Source organism: Polaromonas sp. P1_F4, assembly GCF_056405675.1.
Window position 1 is genome coordinate 138,877 of the sequence record NZ_JBFUBP010000008.1, and the last position, 23,565, is coordinate 162,441.

Annotated in this window: 10 protein-coding genes and 1 riboswitch; of the genes, 8 read left to right on the top strand and 2 right to left on the bottom strand. The window is 61.9% G+C overall.

Annotation, left to right across the window (positions count from 1 at the left end; translation table 11 throughout):
- The first annotated feature begins 108 nt into the window (after positions 1-108).
- Complete coding sequence (locus AC1DYQ_RS16730; RefSeq protein ID WP_477687713.1) at positions 109-1,092, top strand: Bug family tripartite tricarboxylate transporter substrate binding protein; 984 nt, start codon at positions 109-111, stop codon at positions 1,090-1,092.
- A gap of 52 nt (positions 1,093-1,144) precedes the next feature.
- Here AC1DYQ_RS16730 and AC1DYQ_RS16735 read toward each other — a convergent pair whose 3' ends face one another.
- Positions 1,145-1,753 carry a Crp/Fnr family transcriptional regulator gene (locus AC1DYQ_RS16735; RefSeq protein WP_477670305.1) on the bottom strand — a complete coding sequence of 203 codons (609 nt, stop codon included), beginning with the start codon at positions 1,751-1,753 and terminating at the stop codon, positions 1,145-1,147.
- Between the two features lie 93 nt (positions 1,754-1,846).
- A riboswitch (S-adenosyl-L-homocysteine riboswitch) is annotated at positions 1,847-1,943 on the top strand.
- Positions 1,944-1,958: 15 nt separating this feature from the next.
- On the opposite strand from AC1DYQ_RS16735, the gene metH reads away from it, so the two are divergent.
- The 6 genes from metH (at position 1,959) to AC1DYQ_RS16765 (ending at position 21,036) form a co-directional block, all read left to right on the top strand.
- Positions 1,959-4,778: a methionine synthase gene (gene metH, locus AC1DYQ_RS16740; RefSeq protein WP_477687714.1), complete on the top strand. Its 2,820-nt coding sequence runs from the start codon at positions 1,959-1,961 to the stop codon at positions 4,776-4,778.
- A gap of 211 nt (positions 4,779-4,989) precedes the next feature.
- Positions 4,990-5,790, top strand: coding sequence for a glycine zipper 2TM domain-containing protein (locus AC1DYQ_RS16745; RefSeq protein ID WP_477687715.1), 801 nt, complete (start codon positions 4,990-4,992; stop codon positions 5,788-5,790).
- Between the two features lie 172 nt (positions 5,791-5,962).
- The gene (locus tag AC1DYQ_RS16750; RefSeq protein WP_477687716.1) at positions 5,963-7,174 is read left to right on the top strand and encodes a M23 family metallopeptidase; all 1,212 of its coding nucleotides are present in this window, start codon (positions 5,963-5,965) and stop codon (positions 7,172-7,174) included.
- A 67-nt stretch (positions 7,175-7,241) separates the two neighbouring features.
- Entirely contained in the window at positions 7,242-8,567 is a 1,326-nt protein-coding gene (locus AC1DYQ_RS16755) for an HdeD family acid-resistance protein (RefSeq protein ID WP_477687717.1), read from the top strand.
- A gap of 629 nt (positions 8,568-9,196) precedes the next feature.
- Entirely contained in the window at positions 9,197-16,900 is a 7,704-nt protein-coding gene (locus tag AC1DYQ_RS16760) for a beta strand repeat-containing protein (RefSeq protein WP_477687718.1), read from the top strand.
- Positions 16,897-21,036, top strand: a complete 4,140-nt coding sequence (locus tag AC1DYQ_RS16765) for an OmpA family protein (protein WP_477687719.1) — start codon at positions 16,897-16,899, stop codon at positions 21,034-21,036. The genes AC1DYQ_RS16760 and AC1DYQ_RS16765 overlap by 4 nt, the downstream gene beginning before the upstream one ends.
- A 43-nt stretch (positions 21,037-21,079) precedes the next feature.
- Here the strand turns inward: AC1DYQ_RS16765 and AC1DYQ_RS16770 are convergent, their stop codons facing one another.
- Positions 21,080-22,624 carry a YifB family Mg chelatase-like AAA ATPase gene (locus tag AC1DYQ_RS16770; protein WP_477687720.1) on the bottom strand — a complete coding sequence of 515 codons (1,545 nt, stop codon included), beginning with the start codon at positions 22,622-22,624 and terminating at the stop codon, positions 21,080-21,082.
- A gap of 580 nt (positions 22,625-23,204) precedes the next feature.
- On the opposite strand from AC1DYQ_RS16770, the gene glnK reads away from it, so the two are divergent.
- Complete coding sequence (gene glnK / locus AC1DYQ_RS16775) at positions 23,205-23,543, top strand: P-II family nitrogen regulator (protein ID WP_007873831.1); 339 nt, start codon at positions 23,205-23,207, stop codon at positions 23,541-23,543.
- The last annotated feature ends 22 nt before the right edge of the window (positions 23,544-23,565 follow it).

Here is a 23,565-nt window from a genome sequence, read left to right on the forward strand (position 1 = left end):
GGCTATAGTCAGGCCCCTTTGCCGAACCCTGTTTTCATTCTCCGGCGCTGCGCCTTGCAGCGTTGATGGTTCGGCAAAACAACGCAACACAACACAACCAAGGAAATCATGAAGGTGGGTTTATTCATCAAGGCCGCAGCGGCATTCATATTGGCGATGACGGCTTTCGCAGGCCATGCGCAACTGTCGCCCCAAAAACCGGTGACGATCGTCGTGCCCTATCCAGCCGGCGGCCCGCTGGACAACGCTGCGCGCATCCTGGCCGAGAAGCTGCGTCCCCTGCTCAAAACCGAAGTCACGGTTGACAACCGGCCGGGGTCCGGCGGAAACGTGGGTGCGGCCCTCGTCGCCAAGGCGCCTGCAGACGGCCATACGCTGGTGATGGGGGCGGTGGCCACCCATGCCATCAACCCGTGGCTCTACCCGAACATGCCCTACGACGCATTGAAGGACTTCACGCCCATCACGTTGGTGGCGCGGGTGCCGAACGTGCTGGTCATGAATGCCGAAACGGCCAGGCGGCTGAAAATCAAGGACACCAAGGACCTGATTGCCTACGCACGCAAGAATCCCGGCCGGCTGAACTATGCCTCCGGCGGCAATGGAAGCGCCGGCCACCTCGCGGGCGAGCTGTTTAAAAGCCTGGCCAAGATCAGCGTGGTGCACCTGCCTTCCAGCGGCTCGGCCCAGGCGCAGGCTGGCCTGCTGTCCGGCCAGACCGACCTGATGTTCGACAACCTGGCCTCTGCCAGCGCCAACATCAAGTCGGGCAAGCTGGTCGCTTTTGGCGTGACCACCATCAACCGCTCCAGCAGCTTCACGGAAATTCCGACCATCAATGACGTGTTGCCCGGCTTTCACATCAGCACCTGGTTCGGCATCTTTGGCCCGGCCAACCTTCCCAAAGCCACGGCAGACCAGCTTCAGCGGGCATTCGCCGACGCGCTCAACACGCCCGATACCGCGGAAAAGTTTGCACGCATGAGCGCTACCCCCAGCCCCATGAGCTCTGCCGACTTTGCCTACATGGTGATGAAAGAGCACGCCGACTATGGACGCCTGATCAAGGTCGCCAAAATCAAGCTCGACTAAATCGAAAGGGCGGCCAGCCTGCCGCCATCCCCGCTTTTCTGCCAGACGGAAATCAGCCCGGCATCAGCCGGTCGATTTCCTGCTGCATGGCTTGTACCAGCTGGCTGTACATCTTGAGTTTTTCGCTGGTGTCGCGCAGCCGTTCGGCGATGCGCAGCGAAACGGCAAACATCAGTTTGGCCGCAGTCACCGGTTGCTCTTCCCCCATTTTTTCAAGCGCTGCGCGCGACAGCACGGCGCAGCTCACGTCGCTGCTGGCAGTGCATGATGCCAGCCGCGCCTGGCCGTCGACCAGGCCCATTTCGCCGATCAGGCTGCCGGGGCCCAGCACCGTGATGGTGACCGGCGTGCGGCGGCTGACCACAATGCTTTCGACGGTGACTTCGCCTTCGAGCAGCAGCACCATATAACCGGTATCGCTCTTGTCGCCTTCGCGGATGAAGGTCGTTCCCTCGGAAATCCTGCGCGGCGTCATGTAGCTGACGACAGTGAAAGCCTCTTCGGGCGTGAGCTGCATCAGGGCGGTTGGTGCAATCAGCAGCCTGGCGGCAAGCTCGGCCGTGCTGGAGCCCTCAATGGCCCGCATGCGGTCTTTGGGACGCATGGACTCGGGCGCATCGGGCGTTCCCTTCTGTTTTCTGCCGAACAGGTTTTCAAACATGGTGGCTCCGGCTATCCCCTGGACTTTTGTTGGTATCTCTTGCCATTGGCGCAAGGATATGGCGCGGGCGGCGTTCAGCCCTTAAAATGATGGTAACCCAAGGAGCGTTGCAGCGAACACAAGCGTTCGTCAGGCTTGGGTTACAGGCGGCGGCTTCCGGCGGCCCCTGCGGCAACGACGCTCACCTTTGCCTCAAGGTGAGTCCGTGTCTGAAACTGAATCTTTACCCAATGTTCCCCCCATGAAGCTGTCCGGCCTGGAGCCGGTCGCCATCGGTGCGGGCACGCTGTTTGTCAATATTGGCGAGCGCACCAACGTCACCGGCTCCAAGGCCTTCGCCCGCATGATCCTCAACGGTGAATACGAGCAGGCGCTGGCCGTGGCCCGTCAGCAGGTCGAAAACGGCGCCCAGATCATCGATATCAACATGGACGAGGCCATGCTGGACAGCCAGGCCGCCATGGTGCGCTTCCTGAACCTGATCGCCAGCGAGCCCGACATCGCCCGCGTGCCCATCATGATCGACAGCTCCAAGTGGAGCGTCATCGAAGCCGGCCTGCGCTGCATCCAGGGCAAGGGCATCGTCAACTCGATCTCGATGAAAGAGGGCCTGGAGCCCTTCAGGCAGCAGGCCAAACTGCTCAAGCGCTATGGCGCGGCGGCGGTGGTGATGGCTTTTGATGAAAAAGGCCAGGCCGACACCTATGAGCGCAAAGTCGAAATCTGCGAGCGCGCCTACCGCGTGCTGGTCGATGAGCTGGACTTTCCGCCCGAAGACATCATCTTCGATCCGAACATTTTTGCGATCGCCACCGGCATCGAAGAGCACAACAACTACGCGGTCGATTTCATCAACGCCACGCGCTGGATCAAGCAGAACCTCCCGGGCGCCAAGGTTTCTGGCGGCGTGTCCAACGTGTCCTTCAGCTTTCGCGGCAACGACCCGGTGCGTGAAGCCATCCACACCGTGTTCCTGTACCACGCGATCCAGGCCGGCATGGACATGGGCATCGTTAACGCCGGCATGGTCGGCGTGTATGACGACCTCGATCCGGTGCTGCGCGAGCGCGTCGAAGACGTGGTGCTCAACCGCACACCGGTCTATAAGCCAGGCGAGCCCGAACTCACTCCCAGTGAACGCCTGATCGAAGTGGCGGAAACCGCCAAAAGCGGCGCCAAGGACGACAGCAAGAAAAACGAGTGGCGTGCCCTGCCGGTGCGCCAGCGCCTGTCGCACGCGCTGGTCCACGGCATGAACGAGCACATCGTGACCGACACCGAAGAGGTCTACCAGGAGATCCTTGCAGAGGGCGGCCGGCCGCTGCATGTGATTGAAGGACCGTTGATGGACGGCATGAACATCGTCGGTGACCTGTTCGGTCAGGGCAAGATGTTTTTACCCCAGGTCGTCAAAAGCGCCCGTGTGATGAAGCAGGCCGTGGCGCATTTGCTGCCCTACATCGAAGCCGAAAAGCTGCTGCTCGAAGCCGCCGGCGGTGACGTCAAGACCAAAGGCAAGATCATCATCGCCACGGTCAAGGGTGATGTGCACGACATTGGCAAGAACATCGTGACGGTGGTCTTGCAGTGCAACAACTTCGAGGTCGTCAACATGGGCGTGATGGTGCCCTGCCATGAGATCCTCGCGCGCGCCAAGGTCGAGGGCGCCGACATCGTCGGCCTGTCGGGCCTCATCACGCCCAGCCTGGAAGAAATGCAATATGTGGCGGCCGAGATGCAGAAGGACGACCATTTCCGCATCAAAAAGATCCCGCTGCTTATTGGCGGCGCCACCACCAGCCGCGTGCACACGGCCGTCAAGATCTCCCCGCATTACGAAGGCCCGGTGGTGTATGTGCCTGATGCGTCCCGAAGCGTGAGCGTGGCGCAAAGCCTGCTCTCCGACCAGGCTGCTAAATACATCGAAGAGCTCTACACCGACTACGACAAGGTGCGCACCCAGCACGCCAACAAAAAGCAGGTGCCGATGTGGCCGCTGGCCAAAGCACGCGCCAATGCCACGTCGATGGACTGGGCCAACTACACACCGCCCGTGCCCAAGTTCATTGGCCGTCGCGTGTTCAAGAACTTCGACCTGTCGGAGCTGGCCCAGTACATCGACTGGGGACCTTTCTTCCAGACCTGGGATCTGGCGGGTGCGTTTCCGGCCATTTTCAAAGACGAGGTGGTAGGCACCGAGGCTGTGCGCGTGTACGCCGATGCGCAGCGCATGCTCAAGCGCCTGATCGAAGGCCGCTGGCTCACCGCCAACGGCGTGATGGCGCTGTACCCCGCCAACAGCGTGGGCGACGACATCGAGATCTACACCGACGAGTCGCGCAGCGAAGTGGCCATGACTTGGTACGGCCTGCGCCAGCAGACCGAGAAAACCGCGATTGACGGTGTGATGCGCCCCAGCCGTTGCCTGGCTGACTTTGTTGCACCCAAGGTACCTGCTACTGAATTGATAGCTGCTCGCGCCGGATATTCGGGCGCTGCGGGCCAAAATACCTCAGAAATTCCGGACTACATCGGTCTTTTTGCCGTCACGGCAGGCATAGGTGCCGAGAAAAAGGAAAAGTACTTCCTCGACGACCATGACGACTACTCATCCATCATGCTCAAGGCGCTGGCCGACCGACTGGCCGAGGCGTTTGCCGAATGCCTGCACCAAAGAGTGCGCAAGGATTTGTGGGGCTATGCGCCCGCCGAGTCCCTGGACAGCGGGGCGCTGATCGCCGAAAAATACCAGGGCATACGTCCCGCACCCGGCTACCCGGCTTGTCCGGACCACAGCGTCAAGAAAGAGATGTTCGAGTTGCTCAAAGCCGAAGAAATCGGCATGGCCCTGACTGAAAGCCTGGCCATGACGCCGGCCGCCAGCGTCAGCGGCTTTTACCTGAGCAACCCTGAGAGCACCTATTTCAATGTGGGCAAGATCGGCGACGACCAGCTGCAGGACTTGGCCAAGCGGCGCGGCCTCAAGGCCGAAGCGTTGCAGCGCCTGCTGGCGCCCAATCTCTGAAAGCCGGTTTATGGCCGGGCGCAGGCCGTGAACGGTTCAGGGCCACCGTTGCAATTCGCGTTTACGGTGACTTTGCCGGAAAATAACCTGCGTTTACATAAATACACAGCCGCCTGCCAAAGCGTGTTTACCTTTGCGGCATGGGAAACGTTGAACAACGACAGATGGAACCCCGTTGCGGGGACCGATTGATTTCACAGAGGGAATTGCCATGAACACATCCACCGAAACACTCCAGCCGGGCCAGCAGGCTTCGTCAGCCAGCAAGCCCTTGTGGGCCGCTGTCGGCATACTGGGAGTGGCCGTCCTGGCCATGGGCGGCACCATGATTTACCAGATGCGCAACCCGGTTACAGCGACCCCGGTGGCACTCGCAGTACCGCAAGCCGTGCCTCAGGTGGCGCCGCCCATGGCCGCGGCCAGCAATGCGGCGGACGACATGGCTGAAAAGCCGGTTGCCGCGCCCGCCAAGCCCGCCCCCGTGCCGGCCAAAAAGGTGGTCAAGCCGACACCAAAACCGGCACCCGCCCCGAGTTACGCGGGCATTTCACCCGCGCCGGCCCCTTACCCTGCACCGGTCGCCGTGGCGCCGGCGCCTGTGTGCCATGTGTGCGGTGCGGTGGAATCGGTGACGCCGGTTGAGCGCTCCACCAAGCCGGCCGGTCCTGGCGTAGGTGCTGTGGCGGGTGGCGTGCTGGGCGCCGTGCTGGGTAACCAGGTCGGCCATGGCGGTGGGCGTACGGCAGCCACCATCCTGGGCGCGGTGGGTGGCGGTTTCGCCGGCAACGCCATTGAAGGGCATGTTCGCAAGGAAACGGTTTACCAGGTCGGCGTGCGCATGGAAGACGGTTCGCAACGCATGGTAGAAGTAGCCCGCGCTCCCAGCGTTGGCAGCCGCGTGACAGTGGAAGGGTCGACCTTGCGGACCCAGGATGGCGCCAGTTACGGTCCCAAGCCGCCACCGGCCCCTGTGGTCACGCAGCAGCAGTCTCCCGACTACAGCAACCGCTGATCTAGTCAAAGACCGGAAGGCGCGCAGGCTTCAGCGCGCCTGCTGGTGTGGGCTTTGGTGAGGCTTACCCTATGCCGCGCGAAGGGATCCTTCCGCGCGGCCCGTTCCCTTTTATGCTTCGACGGTGCGATGCTTGGCGCTATGATGGCCCCGCCATCACAAGGAGGATCGCATGCGTCGTTTTTTCGTGGCAGTGCTGGTACTTGCCGGAAGTCTGCACGCCTTTGCGGCAGGACCCAAACCCGGATTGAACAATCTGGAATTTGCCGGTGCGCACGACCAGAACACGCCCGTACTGCTGAGCGCCGCCTCGCGCCCCGTGCCTTTTCGCGGCGCTGATGGGCGTGTGCACATCGACTACGAGCTGCAGGTTACCAATGCGCGGGCCGTGCCGGTCAAGCTGGTATCGCTGGAGGTATTGGATGCTGCTTCCGGCAAGGTGCTGACCACCGTCGCCGGGGCGGATGTTGCCGGCACTTTTTCGTTGCTGGACGGCGCGGGTGGTGACAGCATCGGCGCAGCACAGGCCGGTTTATTCTGGATTGACGTGGTGCTGGAGGCCGGCCAGGCCATTCCGAAAGTCCTGTCGCACCGCGTGGTCACCGCCGGGCCCGAAATCAAACTCACGGCAGCCGTCAAAACTGCCGGTGAGAGCAGCGTTCAGACCACGCAGACCGGTGGCAATGTTTCCGTCAGCACCCGGCCGGCTCCGCTGATCGGCCCGCCGCTTGAGGGGACCGGCTGGGTTGCATTCAACGGCTGCTGCAGGGAGGCCCCGCACCGGCGTGCCGGCATCCCGGTGAACGGCGTTCTCTACGTCAGCCAGCGGTTTGCAATCGACTGGATCAAGATTGACGCGAACTCTCAGCAAAGCAACGGCGACAGCAACAAGAACGAAAACTGGCCGACCTATGGGCAAAAAGCGATTGCCGTGGCGGATGCCAAAGTGGTTTCCGTGCTCGACGGGCTGCCTGAGCGGGTGCCCAACGCCTTGCCGCCCGACACGACGATGCAAAACGTGACGGGCAACCATGTGATCCTGGACCTGGGACGTGGCTACTACGCGTTTTATGCACATCTGCAGCCGGGCTCGCTGAAGGTGAGTGTCGGCGACCGCGTCAAGCGCGGCCAGGTGCTGGCGCTGCTGGGCAACTCCGGCAACACCACGGCACCGCACCTGCATTTCCATGTGTCGGACGGCATCGGCCCCTTGTCATCGCAAGGGGTGCCCTACGTGATCGACGCGTTTACGGCCAGGGGTGTTGCTACGGACGTGACCGATCAGGGCAAAGTGGTGTGGACGGCGTTGCCGCAGCAGCAGGCCATTCAGCGCGCCACCCTGCCCATGAATGGCTACGTGGTTGATTTCCCCTCTTTGAAGTGAAGCTTGGTCGCTGCGAGCTACGCGCTCCCCTGACGCGTGGCACTGCCCCGGCGGCCACCGTACCAACATGTTCAGACTTGCACTAACCCTTTTTGGCGGCGATGCGCTCGTGAAGCGCTGGAAGATCTTTCTGGTGGCGGGCCTGCTCGCGGTGTTGCTGGGTGTCGTGGTGCTGATAGACCTGGTTGACGGTGTGACCGACATGGCGGGCTGGGTGTTCGGCGCCGTGTTGCTGTTGCAAGGCCTGGCGGAACTGGTGATAGGCACCACACACACGCGTGCGCGGCGGCGCTTTGAAATGTTGCGCGGCGCGGCCATGGTGGTGTTTGCCTGTCTGCTGCTGGATTTCCCCTGGGACAATTCGATTGCTGCAGGCGTTCTTTTCGCCGCCGCATTTACCTTCAATGGACTGGTCCGCATTGCGTCAAGTCTTTTGATCCGGTATCCGAACTGGCGCATCTCCAACATCATCGGTTGGGGTTATCTGGTCATGGCGATATTGCTGGTGACCGACTGGCCCCTGCCTTCCGCGATGAACGTGTCTTTTTGCACCGGCCTTGCACTGATGGCGGGCGGCTACGTTGTGATGCGCGGCGCCTGGCGCCTGCAACGCTTGCCGCCGGGATCGCGGCTTGCAGCCATTGAGCTCTATAAAAGAAAAAGGGAGATGGGCACCAGTACACCGCCGTCCGTCTCGCCCTCGGGTGCCAGCACGCTCGGCGAACAGATGGTGGTTCACATCTGGACCGCCGTGGATCAAAGCGAAGAGCGCATCCGGCTTCCGCTGGTAGACCGGTACATCGCGGCCCTCTCCCGCAAAGGCAGCGTGACTACCGGCCATGTTGCGCTGGAGTGCGGGCCTCAGCTGTATATCAGCCACCATCCACGTGTGCGCCTGACCATCACGCAGCGCAATCTTGTCGACCAGGTGCGCGCCACACAAAGCAACGACCATCCGGGGATGTGGCTTCCTTCTTATGAGCAGGAAGCCGGTGCGACGCGCCCTTCAACCTTTCGCATCCGCTTTCGCCTGTTTAACCGCAGCCACCTGCAGTCGTTCTGGGAAGCGTACCGTCAGGACGACACCTATAACCTGACGCATCGCAACTGCTCGGTGGTCGTGACCGAGGCTATCGACGCCGCGATGGAAGGTGTATTTGCCGACAAACCTTTCTGGCGAACCCTGCTGCGCCTGGCCTTTCACCCCGACATGTGGCTGGCCGGAAGCGTTCGGGTGCGTGCCGAATCGATCGCATGGACACCCGGGTTGGCGCTGGATTATGCCGGCGCGATCCGGCGCATCACCCACCCGCATCAGGACTTGAGGGTGCACCTTGCGCGCTGGTGGAAGACGCGCCGGCCCCAACGTCAGCGCGCAAAAAAAATCCCTTGAAAGCTCAGCGAGAAGGTTGACCTGCGCTGTGTGAAGGTCGGACTCCAGAAGTCCGGATTTAGTGGCCGTTCCAGGGTCTGGCGGCCCCCATCCAAAAGGAAAAAAGCATCAGGGCTGACGAACCTCAAAGGCGCAGCCCTGCCGCAGGCAACCTGTCTGCGTTCGACAGCCGGTGCATGTACGGCGCGTGTCGCACGGGTGTGATTGGCCATTCCCGCTTGCGGGAGCTGCATGGGCCGTAGATGCCGCCCTCTGTCCGTTGTGAGGGATTCCGTTCACAAAAGCCGCAGTCATGCCTGGCTCAACAGCGGTTTCTTCGGGTATTTCCGCCTGCTGCCAAAAATGTCCACTTGGTTTGCATCGGCACAACGAAAAATTACACAAAGAAACATATACAACTAATAGGGTTGTTAAAAAGTTCCACTTCTGTCACTTCAGACTAACAAAGTAGTAAATTTAGTATTAGAAAAATCGCAACATAGTTAATCTTCGTACTGTTTGTTACCTGTATGTTGTCTGACATGAGACATGCCGAGTGAACGCTGTACGTCCTCTGCCAGCGTTGACTCGGTGCTCCTGCGGACTGCCTACCGGCACGGTTCCCAAGCATTCAAAGAGTCGAACTGCCTATGTTGTCCTCGAAATTTCTGGCGAAAGCCTCTGCCGGCTCCTTGCTTCGTGCTGCGGCTCTCGGATTGGCCATTGGATTGATGCCCGTTGCGGCCCAAGCCTTGACGGCTTCGGTGACCGCGATCATTCCGGCACAGGGGATGTATCCCGGCGAGACGGCAACCTTGCGGATTACCTTGTCCAACAGCGATCCGGTGCCCGCCACCAACGTGGACTTCAGCAACAGCCTGCCTGGCCTTCTGCCCAACGGCCTCAGCATTGCGTCTGCGGCCATAAATGGTTGCGGTGGGGCTTTGACCGCCAACCCGGGAACTCAGGCGCTTGCCCTGGCTGGCGGCACCATACCTGCCGCCGCCGGCGGGATTGACGGCCAGTGTGTCATCGATATTCCGGTGACGGTCGGCACCTCGACCGGCAACGCAACCTCCTATGCGTATCAAATCCTCAATGGCGCGGTCACCAGTACCGGCGGAAGCAACGTTGGAGACGTGTCGCAGACCTTTACGGTGCGGGCGCTGCAGCAACCGCAAATTTCGAAGGCATTCACCAGCTCGACGCTGGTACTGGGAGGCGCTTCGACACCTCTGACCATCACGCTGGTCAACCCGAACCCGGTGGCAATTTCCGGGTTCAGCATCACCGATAACTTTCCCCAGCTCGGTGGCAGCGCCATCATGAAGGTCGCGGCAGCGCCCGGCGCGAATGCAACGTGCACCAGCGGTCCGGTACCGGCCTTCAATCCCGCACCGGCAGCGGGCGCAACCAGTGTGACCGGCACCGGAGATCTGCCGGCAAACGGGAGTTGCACCTTCGTTGTGAATGTGGAGGCGAACCAGACCAACGGCCAGTTCTCGACCGGTGCCCAGAACAACATCATCAACCGGAGCACCGACTTCACCAATGTGCTTGGGCTGCCCGCCCAGGCCAATGCGCAGGCCAGCGTGACGGTCCGGTCTCCGCTCGGTATGTCCAAGGGCTTTACGCCCAGCACCTCCCTTTCAAGCGGTGCCTCTGGATTTCTCACCCTCACCTTGAGCAATAGCGGCAATACGCCACTGACTGTCACCACCTTTGATGACACGCCGATCGACGGGATTGGTGGCGTCGACCCGACAAAAGGGTTGAACGTCACATCGGCGGTGACCAGCTGTGCGGGTGGCGCCGCTGCCGCGATCAACAGCAACAAAGGCGTCAGGCTGACCGGCGGGACCATTCCCGCCAATGGCAGCTGCACGGTGACAGTGAATTTCACCGCGGCTGTTCAGGCGAACGGCGTGCCGGTGACTTACACCAACAGTATTCCCCAAGGCGCCGTGGATGTGGGCGACCCCGCCATCAAGAGCCAGGCGGTATCGGCCACCATCCTGGTTGCCGACGACCTCCGTGTTCTCAAATCGGTACAACCCACGACACCCGTGGCGCCGGGCAACCCGATCCAGTACCAGATCACCGTGCAAAACTTCGGCGCTGGCGCGATCAACACCGTATCGGTGACGGACAACTTCACCAACGGCCAGACATTCCTCACCGGCACGATCAACGGCTTCAACTACACGCCGACTGTCAGCGCGGGCTGCGGCAACGTCAACTCTGCGAGCCCACTGGGCAGCAATGCGCCGGTCTTTACCATCGACACCGTCCCGGCTCGCACCAGTGTCAGCGTACCGGGTGCCTGCACCATCACCATGTGGGCAATGGCGTCCACTGTTGCGGTGGCCACCTCGAACAACGTCATCGCTGCCGGCGGCGTCTGTTACAACGGCGGCGCCACTTGCAACGGGGGTGCTTCCAATTCCACCAGCGTAGGCACCAACCCGCCCGTGCTCGCAGCAACGAAGGCGTTTGCCCAGTCCTCTCCCGGCGCCAGCACGTTTGCCGAGGGAACCATTGTCCGCATGACCATCACGCTGACGAACAAGTCGGCGAACCCACTGACCAACGTTGCGATTTCGGATACTCTGCAATTGGCAACCAGCGGTGGGGGGCAGCTTCGCATCGCCAGTCCGGCCAACGCGGCAAGCACCTGCGGCGCCCCTGCCATCACGGCGGTTGCCGGCTCCACTTCGATCGGCATCACTGGCGGCACCGTTCCGGCTCGCGCCAACAACGGCATGGGTGCGGACGGCAGCTGTACCTTGCAGGTGGATGTCGTAGGGCCGGCCGGCGTCTATAACAACACCGCGACGGTCGACGGCACCGAAACCTACGGGAACGGCACGACACACACACTGGGTACGGTATCAACCAATACCCCCCAGCTGACTTACACCTCCGCGCTGACCGCGAACAAGAGCTTCAATCCATCCGGCGTGTCCTCCGGCGGCAAATCAACGGTCACGGTTCAGCTCCTGAATTCGAGCGCGCTCGCGCTGACAAACGTCAGTGTGACCGATCCGCTCCCGGCGGGCATGGTGCTGGCCACCCCGCCCAATGCGCAGACGACCTGCGCGGGAAGCACGTCCATCACGGCTGTTGCAGGAGCAGGCAGCGCAACGTTGACCGGTGCCAATGTGGCGGGCGGCGGGAATTGCGCTTTCCTGTTTGATGTGGTGGCAACAGGTGCCGCGAACTGGGTCAACAGCATCCCTCCCAACGGCATCCTCGCGGACGGCGGCGTGCGTAATGTCACCGCCGTTGTCGGCACGCTGCTTTTCAATGCCCCCACCGGCCTGGCCATCAGCAAAACGACTTCCATCAGTTCCCTGGCCTTCCCCGGCCAGGTGAGCCGGCTGACGATCAACATATCCAACGGGTCCCAGGCGGTTACCAATCTGGATATCACCGACTACTTCACGGTCGGCGGTGTTGCAGGCGGTACCAACAATGGGTGGGTGGTGACACCTACCCCGGCAACCGCAACGACGTGCCCGGGCGGGGTTGTGACCGCTGCGGCGGGCGCGCGATCGGTCCGTCTGTCAGGGGCAAACCTGGCTGCAAACGCGACCTGCCAGGTATCGGTCAACGTGACGTCTGCCGTGACCGGTGGCAACACGAACACCATTCCGCCCGGCGCCATCATCACCGACCAGAACCTGACCAATGCCAACCCGGCAACGACCAGCCTGGCGATCAGCACGAACATTGGCATCGTCAAGCAGTTCACGCCTAACGTGGTGGCGCCGGGTACCCGGTCCCGTTTGCGCATCACTTTCTATAACCCGCTTTCACAGCCTGTCAGCGACCTGGCGGTCACCGACACCTTGCCGGCCGGCGTGACTGTTCCCAGTGGCGCGAATCCGACGACGACATGTCAGGGTGCGACGGTCTCTTCGACGGCCAACACGGTGCAGCTTTCGGGCGGCATCATCGTCGCCGCGGCCGGAAATGTGCCAGCAACCTGCCAGGTGGAAATCGACGTCTTTGTGGCGGCGCAAGGCGACTATGTCAACACCATTCCAGCCAACGCGCTGACCGCCACCGCTGGCGGTAACGCCCTGGCGAACACCCAGCCTACGAGCGACACGTTGCGTGCACGGTCACCGATCGTGGTGCATAAGGCCTTCAGCGCCCGTACCCTGGACGCGGGCAGTCCTGTCGGGTTCACGACCGGGTCCGACACCAAGGCGCCTGGCGCGGTATCGGTGATGACGATTCGTTTCGACAATCCCAACAACACACAGCTCAACGGCATGACCGTGACGGACGCATTGCCCGCCGGACTTGTCGTCGCGCCTACGCCGGCTGCGGCCACGACCTGTTCAGGCGGCACTGTTGTTGCAGCAGCGTCCGCCACCAGCGTTCGCCTGACCGGGGCCGCACTCGCAGCCAATGGGTTCTGCACCGTCACGGTGAATGTTCTGAGCAACATTTCGGGCGTGTACACCAACACCATCCCGACCGGGAGCATTACAACCACCGAGGGCGTCACCAACCAGGAGCCCACCAGCGCACAGCTGATTACCTCCACCCCGCCAACCGTCGGCAAGCAGTTCGCCCCTGCGGTGATCCCACCGAGCGGCGTATCGCGCCTGAGCATCGTCATCGGCAACACGAATGCCGCAGCAATGACCTTGAGCGCGGATTTTGACGACATCCTGCCGACGGCTCCCGGCCAGATCCGTCTGACGGCAACCCCCAACATGACAACGACTTGCGGCGGAACGGTAGTGGCCGCAGCCAACGCCACCAGTGTGAGGCTGAACAGCGGCGGTACCATCCCTGCGGGCGGTTGCACGATTGATGTCAATGTCACAGGGCTGACGGCGGGGGTGCACACCAACAATATTCCGGCTGGTGCCCTGCAGACCAATCTGGGCAACAACCAGGCGCCTGCCAATGCGACGCTGACGATCAGCACCCTTGGCTACATCTCCGGCAAGGTTTTCAGAGACAACAACGTCACGCCCAACGGCACCTTTCAGAACGGCACCGACACGGGGATCGTTGGGGTCGGTATTGAACTGCGCAGCGGCGCAAACTGCAGCGGCGCGCTGCTGACGACAGGAACCACCGATGCGCTCGGCAACTACCTGTTCTCCTCACTGGCTGCCGGCAGCTACTCCGTTTGCCAGCCGGCGCAGCCCGCGGGAACCACCAATGGCATCACGACCGCCGGCCCCATCAGTGGCATCAATGGCAGCACGGGTTCAGCCGGTGCGGCATCCAACCCCACGGCTACCACCAGCCAGATCACCAACGTGGTTCTCAATGGTGACGGCGGAGCCGCCGAAACTTCGGGCTCCGCCAACAACAACTTTGCCGAGGTCGTTCCTTCGACCATTTCGGGCAAGGTATTCAAGGACCTGAACAACAACGGCGCGCAGGACGGCGCAGACGATCCGCTCGCAGGCGTCACCATCGAGCTCAGGGACGCAGGCAATGCACTGATCGCGACCACGGTCACCGACGCGACGGGCAACTATTCGTTCGGCAATCTTTTGCCTGGAACTTACACCGTGGTGGAGCCCGCACAACCCGCCGGCACCTCCAACGGCATTACCACCGCGGGTGCTGTACCGAATGGCGGAACACCCGGAACGGCGACCACACCGGCCGTCACACCGAGCCGGATCAGCAGCATCGTGCTGCCGCCTAATACGGTTTCGAGCGGCAACAACTTCGCCGAGGTGTCCAATGGCGGCACGATTTCCGGCAAGGTCTTCCTGGACTATGACAACAGCGGCCTGATGAATGGAAGCGATCACGGCATCGGCGGACAGACGATCAATCTGACGGGCACCGACATCAATGGGCTAGCTGTCTCCAGGTCAACAGTCACGCTGGCCGACGGTACCTATAGCTTTACGGGGCTGGCGCAGGGGACGTATACCGTGACGCAGCCCCTGCCCCAGGCCACCGGTACGACCAATGGCCAGACTATTGCGGGCAGTACCGGCGGAACGGCGACCTTGCCAGCCAACCCGGTGTCCTCGATCTCGACGATTCCACTCGCCAGCGCGAATGCCGTGTCGGCTGACAACAATTTCGCTGAAATCCCGGGCAATGCGCCTGACCTGGCGATCGCCAAAACGCACGCGCCGGTCAGCTTCGCCCAAGGGTCCAGCACAGGCTTCTATACCATCGCCGTGTCCAACGTCGGTGCAGCGGCGACGTCCGCCACCGTGACGGTGGTCGACACCCTGCCTGTGGGCATGACGGTGGCTGCCGTCAGTGGCGGCGCAACGTGGTCCTGCTCCAACACCGCAACCATCGTCACCTGCAACACTAACAGCGTGATCGCCTCCGGCGCGACGGCGCCTGTCATCACGGTGCGTGTTGCGGTGGCTGCCGGTTTGTCCGGGCAGGTCCTGGTGAACACGGCGGTGGTTTCCGGCGGCAATGAGCCCAGCGGCTTTTCCGGCAACAACACAGCAACCGACCCCACGGCGATCTCCGATGTGGCGGCGGTACAGGGCAGCGTGTGGCGCGACCTCAACCATGACCGCATCAAGGACCCAGGTGAACCATTGGTCCCGGGCTGGATCGTTGAGCTGACACTCGGCGGCGTGGTGGTGGGCACCACAACCTCCGATGCAAACGGCGCTTACAGCTTTCCCAGCGTAGCGCCGGGCTCGGGTTACCAGATCCGCTTTCGGGAGCCCACAAGCGGGCGCATCTATGGACGCCCAGTGCCCAATGAGACCGGATTGCCCTATACGAATGGACAGGTAAATTCGACCTCCAACCCGGCCGGTGCGAACAATACCGACGGAACGTTAAGAGGCCTCACGCTAACCGCTGGCACCACGACCCTGGCCCAGAGCCTGCCGCTGGATCCGAGCGGGGTGATTTATGACGCGGTCAGCCGTCAGCCTGTACCCAACGCCATCGTCACACTCTCGGCCCCAGGCCTCACCGCAGCCGACGTGATTGGCGGCAGTCTGACGCAGACGACAGGCGCCGATGGTTCTTACCAGTTCCTGTTGCTGGGTGGCGCTCCGGCAGGCGCGACCTTGTACACGCTGACGGTGACGTCGCCACCGGGCTACCTGCCCGGTCCGTCGGCGATTATTCCAGCCTGTACCGCGACCCTGGGCGTGGGCCTGGCGCCTCCGAGCCCAGACCCGGCATTGGTGCAGAACAGCAACTTCGCACCCACAGCGGGCGTGCCGTTGCACAACCCCGCAGCTTGCCCCAGCAACACCCTGGCCCTTGCGGGCGGTGCGGCCACGACCCAGTACTTCTACACGTTCACCTTTGCCGCAGTACCAGGTTCGGCCAACGTGTTGAACAACCATATCCCGCTGGACCCGGTGTTGGGCGGCGCGATTGTGATGACAAAGAACACGCCGCTGGTCAATGTGGTTCGCGGCGACCTGGTGCCGTACAACATCACGGCGACCAACACGCTGAATGCGGTGCTCGGCAACATCAATATCGTGGATGTGATTCCGGCGGGCTTCAGGTATCGCACCGGCTCGGCATCACTCAACGGCGTGGCACTTGAGCCCACGGTGAGCGGACGCAACCTCACCTGGGCCGGCCAGACGTTTACCGCAGGTGAGCGCAAAACACTGCGCATGCTGCTGGTGGTCGGCAGCGGTGTGTCGGAAGGCACTTACGTGAATCAGGTCGCAGCCCGCAATGCGCTGGTCAACGCCCAGGTGTCCAACACCGCCACAGCGACGGTACGTGTGGTCCCAGATCCCACCTTCGATTGCTCCGACATCATCGGGAAGGTCTTTGACGACAAGAACGCCAATGGCTACCAGGACGAGGGGGAGCCGGGCATCGCGAATGTCCGCATTGCAACTGCGCGCGGGTTGCTGGTCACCAGCGACCATGATGGACGCTTCCACGTGGCTTGCGCGGCAATCCCGAACGCTGACCGCGGTTCCAACTTCGTGATGAAGGTGGACGAAAGAACCCTGCCTTCGGGTTATCGGTTGACAACCGAAAACCCGCGTGATGTCCGGGTGACACGCGGCAAGATGGTGAAACTCAATTTCGGCGCGACGGTCCATCGCGTGGTCCGGCTGGAACTCTCCGGCGCTGCATTCCTGAACGACGGCACGGAGTTGCAGCCTGCGTACCTCGCGACGCTGGAAAAGCTGCCTTCGCAACTGGCGGCACGTCCATCCATCCTGCGCATTGCCTATCGCCGAGGCGCCGAGGCGGCAGGGCTTGCGGAAAAACGCGTGTCGACGATCAGCGACCGGATACAGGCCTTGTGGAAGGAAAGGCGAAAGAAGGAGCGCGCGGAAACAGACAGTGAACCCCTCCATCCCTTGATGATTGAAACCGAGCTGGAGTCGGCGAAATGAATTTCCGTACACACACCATTGCAGTAGCCGTCAGCGTCCTTTGTGCAGGGTCTTCTGTATGGGCCGCCACCGAAGTCAGTGGCAAGCGAATTGACAATGGCCGTATCGACATGTTCTCGGTGCCGCCGCCTGCGGAGGTACAACCGGCCATCAACTACCCGTTGCCTTCGGGCGTTACGCGGGAAGAGGCGGCAGGCATGCGCAGCCGCGCCGCGCAGGTGCCGCAGAGCGTCGCCTCCGTCAACAAGGCGCTGGAAGAAGCCAGTGGCCTGAGCCTTTTTGTATCGGGCAAGGCCGAGTTGCTGCCTGCCGCCAAAGCGTCCATCGAAGCGCTGGCTGCAGAGATACGCGCCAAAGGCGCGTCGTCTCCAGGCATGCGCATTGCTGTTGTGGGGCACACGGACAACCAGAGGCTGTCGCCGGAAACCAAGCGAATCTTCAGGGACAACCAGGGGCTTTCCGAGGCGCGCGCCCTGGCGGTTGCGGCCTATCTGAAGCAGCAGCTGAACAATCCCGCCGTCACCTATTCGATCGAGGGTGCAGGTGAGAACAAACCGTTGGCATCGAACGCGACACCCGAAGGAATGGCCCGCAATCGCCGTGTCGAGCTACGCGTATGGTTCGAAGCCGCCGCGCCGGCCGCCGCGCCTGTTCCGCTGGCGGTCGCCAAGCCTTGCACACCGCAGTCTGTCGGGCAGTCCACGGTGCCGTTTCGCATCACGATTGATGGCGAGCCCATCAATGCATCCGAGATTCCCAATGAGGCAGATGGTCAGCGGTGCGCTGACGTCGCGCTCGAGAAGGCTGACATCCAGGTGCGTTACGACAGCCTGGCCATTGCGCCGGTGATGAATGCCTGGGTTACACCCAATGCCGTCGTCAAGGGCGAGATGGTGGAGTTTCGGGCCTGGTCGAACTACATTCCCTGGATCAAAAAAGCCGAACTGCGGCTTTTCCGTGCAGGGCAGAAGACACAGGAGCAACCTTTTGAGGTTGTGCCCATCACATGGTCAGGCGCGCTCAACTGGACGGTTCCGGCCAACACGGCCGGCGACCAGGTGTTCTACCTCCTGCGTGTTTATGACGCCCAGGGGCGTTTCGACGAGACCAGTCTGAAATCCCTGAACCTTCTGGCGCGCGCCATGCCGGTCAATGAAGATGCGGAGAAGCTCGAGCGCGAGCGGTTGACAGGCTATGGCGAAAACAGCCTGGCTTTGCGCAATATTCCGGTTACCGGGGGCACGGTCACGGTCAACGGCACCAATCTCAAGCCGGGCCAGCGCATCGAAGCGCTGGGGCTGGAACTGCCGATCGATGCGCAGGGCAAGTTCGCCATGAAGCAAATCATGCCGGCGGGCCCGCAGTCTGTAGAGGTGACGCTGAAAGAATCAGACGGACGCGCAAGCACGTTCCGCCGCAACCTCAACATCGCCGCGGATGACTGGTTTTACCTGGCTCTGGGGGATTTGACGGTCGGGAAAAACAATGTCTCCGGGCCCGCGAAACTGGTGACCGGAGACCTGAACCACTACGAAGACAAGGTGTATGTTGATGGCCGTGCCGCTTTTTACCTCAAGGGGAAAATCAAGGGCGAATGGCTGCTGACGGCTTCGGCCGATACCCGCGAAGGCCCTATCGAAGACCTGTTTTCCAACTTCTCCAGCAAGGATCCCAAATACCTTCTGCGCAGCATTGACCCCAACCTCTACTACCCCGTCTACGGCGATGACAGCACGACGGTGGACGATGCGCCGACGCAAGGCAAGTTTTTTGTCAAACTTCAAAAAGGCGATTCGCACGTGATGTGGGGTAACTTCCAGACCTCGTGGAGCGGAACGGAGCTGATGCAGTACTCGCGGGGCCTCTATGGCGCGCAGGTGCGCTACCGCTCTGAAGATGCCACGACCTATGGCGAAAAACAGACCCAGATTGATGCTTTTGCCGCCGATCCGGGAACGCTGGCTTCGCGCGAGGAATTTCGCGGCACGGGAGGCTCGCTGTACTACCTGCGCCACCTCGACATCACACAGGGCTCGGAGCGCGTCTGGATCGAGGTCCGCGACAAGGACTCCGGCATGGTGATCGAGCGCCGCGAACTCGCACCTACGCAGGACTACGAGATCAACTACCTTCAAGGCCGTATCCTGTTGCAGTCGCCTCTGTCCGCGACCGGCGCCGGCGCCGGCCTGATCATGGCGTCTGCGGTAGGCGGCCAGCCGGTCTACCTCGTGACGACATACGAGTTTGCGCCCGGCGTCACGGCCATTAACAACCTGTCGACCGGCATTCGCGCGAGCCAATGGCTGAACGACCATGTGCAGCTGGGCGCCAGCAGCTACCACCAGGGCGAAACAGGATCCAGCCAGACGCTCAAGGGAATCGACGGGACGCTGCGCTACAAGCCTGGCACCTGGCTGAAGTTTGAGGCGGCACGTTCAAAGGGGCCGGGCAATGGCGCCCAAACCTCTCTTGATGGCGGCTTTGGATTTAACACGCTGAACAACGGCGGCATCCAGTCGGCCGGCGCAGAACGTCTGGAAGGCTCGGTGGATCTCGCCGAAGTCACCGACAGCATGAAGGGGAAGATCACCTCTTATGTCCAGAACCGTGACCGCGGTTATTCGGCCCCGGGGCAGATTGGCATAGGCGGCGAGGCGGTCCGGCAGGCCGGTGCCGCCGCCGATGTGGAGCTTGCTCCGGGCACGCGCGTGCTGGTCAAGGCAGACAAGCGCGACGGCGATCTGCAGAATAGCCAGAACGCCGAGCTTGCGGTGCGGCAGACGCTGAACAGCGAATGGGAAGTCGCTGTCGGGGTCCGTGCGGACGATCGTTCCAATGTCACGCCAAATGCCAGCCCCTTGCTGTCCCAGACCGGATCGCGCACGGATGCGCAGGTGAGGGCGGATTACCGGCCTGATCGTTCGGGTGGAAAACCCGGCGAAAAAGAAAGCTGGGAAGCTTATGGTTACGTTCAGGGCACGCTGGAGCGTGACGATACGCGCGACCCCAACAACCGCGTCGGCCTGGGTGGCGCATTGCAAGTCAGCGAACGCGTGAAGCTCAGTGGCGAAGCGTCCGGCGGGAGCATGGGCGCCGGCGGCAAGCTGGGCGCCGACTACCGCATCTCCGACCGGAGCAATGCCTATCTGGCGTACACGATGGAAACAGAAAGCCCGGATGTCGCGTGGCGCGGCCGCCAAGGGACGCTGGTCTCTGGTGCAAGCACCCGCGTATCGGATCAACTGCGGGTGTTCGGCGAGGCACGTGCAGTCAATGGGGCCGGCCCGCAAAGCTTGACGCAAGCCTTTGGCATGGACTGGTCGCCCAATGACCGCTGGAACTGGGGCGCCAAGGTCGAGTTCGGAACCGTGTCCGACCCATTGGCCGGTGATCTCAGGCGCCGTGCGCTCGGTGGCTCTGTCGGCTACAAAAAGGACAGCCTGAAATACGGCGGTAATCTTGAGTGGCGCAACGACCGGAGCAATGTTTCCGGTGAACGTACCACCTGGTTGATGCGCAACACGGTGGGCCTGCAGGTGGATCCTGCCTGGCGCGTGCTGGGCAAGCTCAATGTCTCGCGCTCAAGCAACAGCCAAGGGGCCTTTGTCGACGGCAACTACCATGAGTTTGTGCTGGGCAGCGCCTACCGGCCGGTTGACAACGACCGCTGGAACACCCTGTTCAAGTACACCAACCTGCACAACGTACCGACCGCGGGCCAGCTGACCCCTTCGGGCCAGGCGGCCGACTACGCGCAGCGCAGCCAGGTGTTTTCCGTCGACACGATTTACGACGTGAAGCCGTGGCTTTCCGTCGGCGCCAAATACGCGTTCCGCATCGGCGAGCTGAAAATGCCGGTTGCCGGCGGGGAGTGGTTCTCCAGCCGTGCTGATCTTCTGATCTTCCGGGCGGATCTTCATTTGGTTAAAGAATGGGACGCCCTGATTGAATGGCGCAACCTGCGCGCCACGGAGGCGCAGGATGCAAAAGCCGGCATGCTCCTCGGTGTCTATCGCCACCTTGGCAAGGGGGTGAAGGTTGGGGTGGGATACAACTTCACCAAGTATTCCGATGACCTGACCGACCTGTCTTATCGCAGCCGGGGCTGGTTCCTGAATGTGCTTGCCACCTATTGAGCGTTTGAAATTAACAGGCCTTCGAGCAGTTGTGCGGCGGCGGTCAATGGGCTGCCTTGAGCGCCCGGCGGTACTGCACGGCTTCCGCGACGTGGACGACCTGGACGGCCTGCGCGCTTGCGAGGTCGGCAATTGTCCTGGCCACTTTCAGGCAGCGATGGATGCTGCGGCCTGACCACCCTAACCGCGCTGCTGCGGTGTTCAGGAATTTCGCGGCCGCGTCATCGAGCTGGCACTGTGCATCAATGGCCTGGCCTTCCAGTGCCTGGTTGGTGGTGCCCTGCCGGGCAATAGCGCGATCACGTGCCGTGGCAACCCGGACCCTGATAACGGCGGTGGCCTCGCCCGGCGGCGCGTTGACCAGTTCATCGGCTGCGAGCGCACCCACCTCAACATGCAGGTCGATGCGGTCCAGCAGCGGGCCGCTGAGCTTACCCTGGTAACGCGACACCTGTTCGGGCGAACAACGGCAAGCCCGCAAGCTCGAGCCGAGGTAACCGCAGGGGCAAGGGTTCATCGCTGCGACCAGTTGAAAGCGCGCCGGAAACTCGGCGCGCTGGGCGGCTCGCGAAATGGTGATGGTGCCGGACTCCAGCGGTTCACGCAGTGCTTCCAGGGCTGCCCGCGGAAACTCCGGGAGTTCATCCAGAAACAGGATGCCGCGATGCGCCAGGGAAATTTCACCAGGCCGCGGCGGGGAACCACCACCGACAAGCGCAACGGCGCTGGCCGTGTGGTGCGGCGCGCAGGTGGGGCGTATCGCCCATTTGTCCAGCGTGAACCGGCCGCCCAATGACGCTACCGCTGCGCTTTCCAGTGCTTCTTCGGTGGTCATGGCCGGCAGAAGGCCCGCAAAGCGCTGTGCCAGCATGGATTTTCCGGAGCCTGGGGCGCCCATCATCAGTACGCTGTGCCCGCCGGTCGCGGCAATTTCCAGGGCGCGTCGGGCCGCCGCCTGGCCTTTGACGTCGGCCAGATCGGGATACGGGGACTGCCCCGAAGGCACGATCGGCTTGACGCGAGACCAGCCTTCCCCTGCTTCAGTCGGGGTGTCGCCCGGCAAAAATTGCCTCACCACATCTAGCAAATGGTGCGCCTGAAAGATTTCAGCGCCGGGGACCAACGCTGCTTCCTGGGCACTGGCCTCTGGCAGAACCAGCTTCGGCAATTTCTCGGCGGCAAGCCGTGCCGGGCGCGCCAGGGCGAGGCTCATGGCAAGCGCTCCCCGAATGGGTCGCAAGTCGCCGCCCAGGGACAACTCACCGGCGAACTCATAGCCTTCCAGCTTGCGGGCGTCGATCTGGCCGCTGGCCGCCAGGATACCGAGCGCGATGGGCAGGTCGAACCGGCCGGAATCCTTGGGAAGGTCGGCGGGTGCCAGATTGACCGTAATGCGTTTATTGGCGGGAAATTCCAGTCCGGCGTTCTGGATGGCCGAGCGCACGCGTTCACGCGCTTCCTTGACTTCCGTTTCCGCAAGCCCGACCAGCGTAAAGCTGGGCAAACCGTTGGCAAGATGCACCTCCACCTGCACCGGCCTTGCTTCCAGGCCCAACAAGGCGCGGCTATGCACTAAAGACAAGCTCATTCGAAACTTCCTCCCTCAGAGGCGGCATCACAACTGAACCCGAGGCCATCCCGGGTTGCAGGCGCACCATACCTTCACGTAAGACGAGTATCGCCTAGCGAGAGAAGCCACCCGCCGGTTCACCAGAAAGGCGTGCCTCGCTGCATCCGATAGTGGCACTCACTTTCGTCCCATGCACTTGCCTGGTTGTGTCAGTACCAGAATCCGCCATGGCATTCTTGCCGCCGATCTCCTGGTGCTGGCCGTCCCAGAAACGAACGTTGCAGAAGACGCCGTGCACTAAAGACAGGCTTGATGATGCCTTTTCGGATTTATGCGCCAAAATTGTGCGTTTGTGAGCACTTTGTTGGTGCATCCTGTCCGGTGCAATTTGCGGAGGTTCGCTCGAAGTTCAGGGGCAGGCCGGTCATCCATGCAAAGCGTCTTTGGCACGTTACCTGCTAAGAAGTCCACGCAAGTTGCCAACCTTTGGAGCTTCTACGGAGACTCCATCAGCAATGACTCGTACAAAAGCCTTAATCCGGCTGAGGTGGTGCTTGACGATGCTGCTTCCCTATTCATCCCTGGAGGAAACCTGAAAATGAAACTCGTAACGGCCATCATTAAACCGTTCAAGCTGGACGAAGTGCGTGAAGCGCTTTCCGGCATTGGCGTGCAAGGCATTACTGTGACTGAAGTCAAAGGCTTCGGCCGCCAGAAAGGCCATACCGAGCTGTACCGCGGTGCAGAGTATGTCGTCGATTTTCTGCCCAAGGTCAAGATCGAAGCAGCAGTCTCCGACGATCTGGTGGATCGCGTGATTGAAGCGGTTGAGGGCGCCGCCCGCACCGGCAAGATCGGCGACGGCAAGGTTTTTGTTTACAACCTCGAGCAGGTCGTGCGCATCCGTACCGGTGAAACCGGCAAGGAAGCGCTGTAAGGCTTACCCAAAAAACGAAGAG

What these genes read in the sequence shown, in the direction of transcription:
- AC1DYQ_RS16730 (WP_477687713.1), top strand. Translation starts at nt 109, where the DNA reads ATGAAGGTGGGTTTATTCATCAAGGCCGCAGCGGCATTCATATTGGCG.
- AC1DYQ_RS16735 (WP_477670305.1), bottom strand. Translation starts at nt 1,753, where the DNA reads ATGTTTGAAAACCTGTTCGGCAGAAAACAGAAGGGAACGCCCGATGCG.
- AC1DYQ_RS16745 (WP_477687715.1), top strand. Translation starts at nt 4,990, where the DNA reads ATGAACACATCCACCGAAACACTCCAGCCGGGCCAGCAGGCTTCGTCA.
- AC1DYQ_RS16750 (WP_477687716.1), top strand. Translation starts at nt 5,963, where the DNA reads ATGCGTCGTTTTTTCGTGGCAGTGCTGGTACTTGCCGGAAGTCTGCAC.
- AC1DYQ_RS16755 (WP_477687717.1), top strand. Translation starts at nt 7,242, where the DNA reads ATGTTCAGACTTGCACTAACCCTTTTTGGCGGCGATGCGCTCGTGAAG.
- AC1DYQ_RS16760 (WP_477687718.1), top strand. Translation starts at nt 9,197, where the DNA reads ATGTTGTCCTCGAAATTTCTGGCGAAAGCCTCTGCCGGCTCCTTGCTT.
- AC1DYQ_RS16765 (WP_477687719.1), top strand. Translation starts at nt 16,897, where the DNA reads ATGAATTTCCGTACACACACCATTGCAGTAGCCGTCAGCGTCCTTTGT.
- AC1DYQ_RS16770 (WP_477687720.1), bottom strand. Translation starts at nt 22,624, where the DNA reads ATGAGCTTGTCTTTAGTGCATAGCCGCGCCTTGTTGGGCCTGGAAGCA.
- glnK (WP_007873831.1), top strand. Translation starts at nt 23,205, where the DNA reads ATGAAACTCGTAACGGCCATCATTAAACCGTTCAAGCTGGACGAAGTG.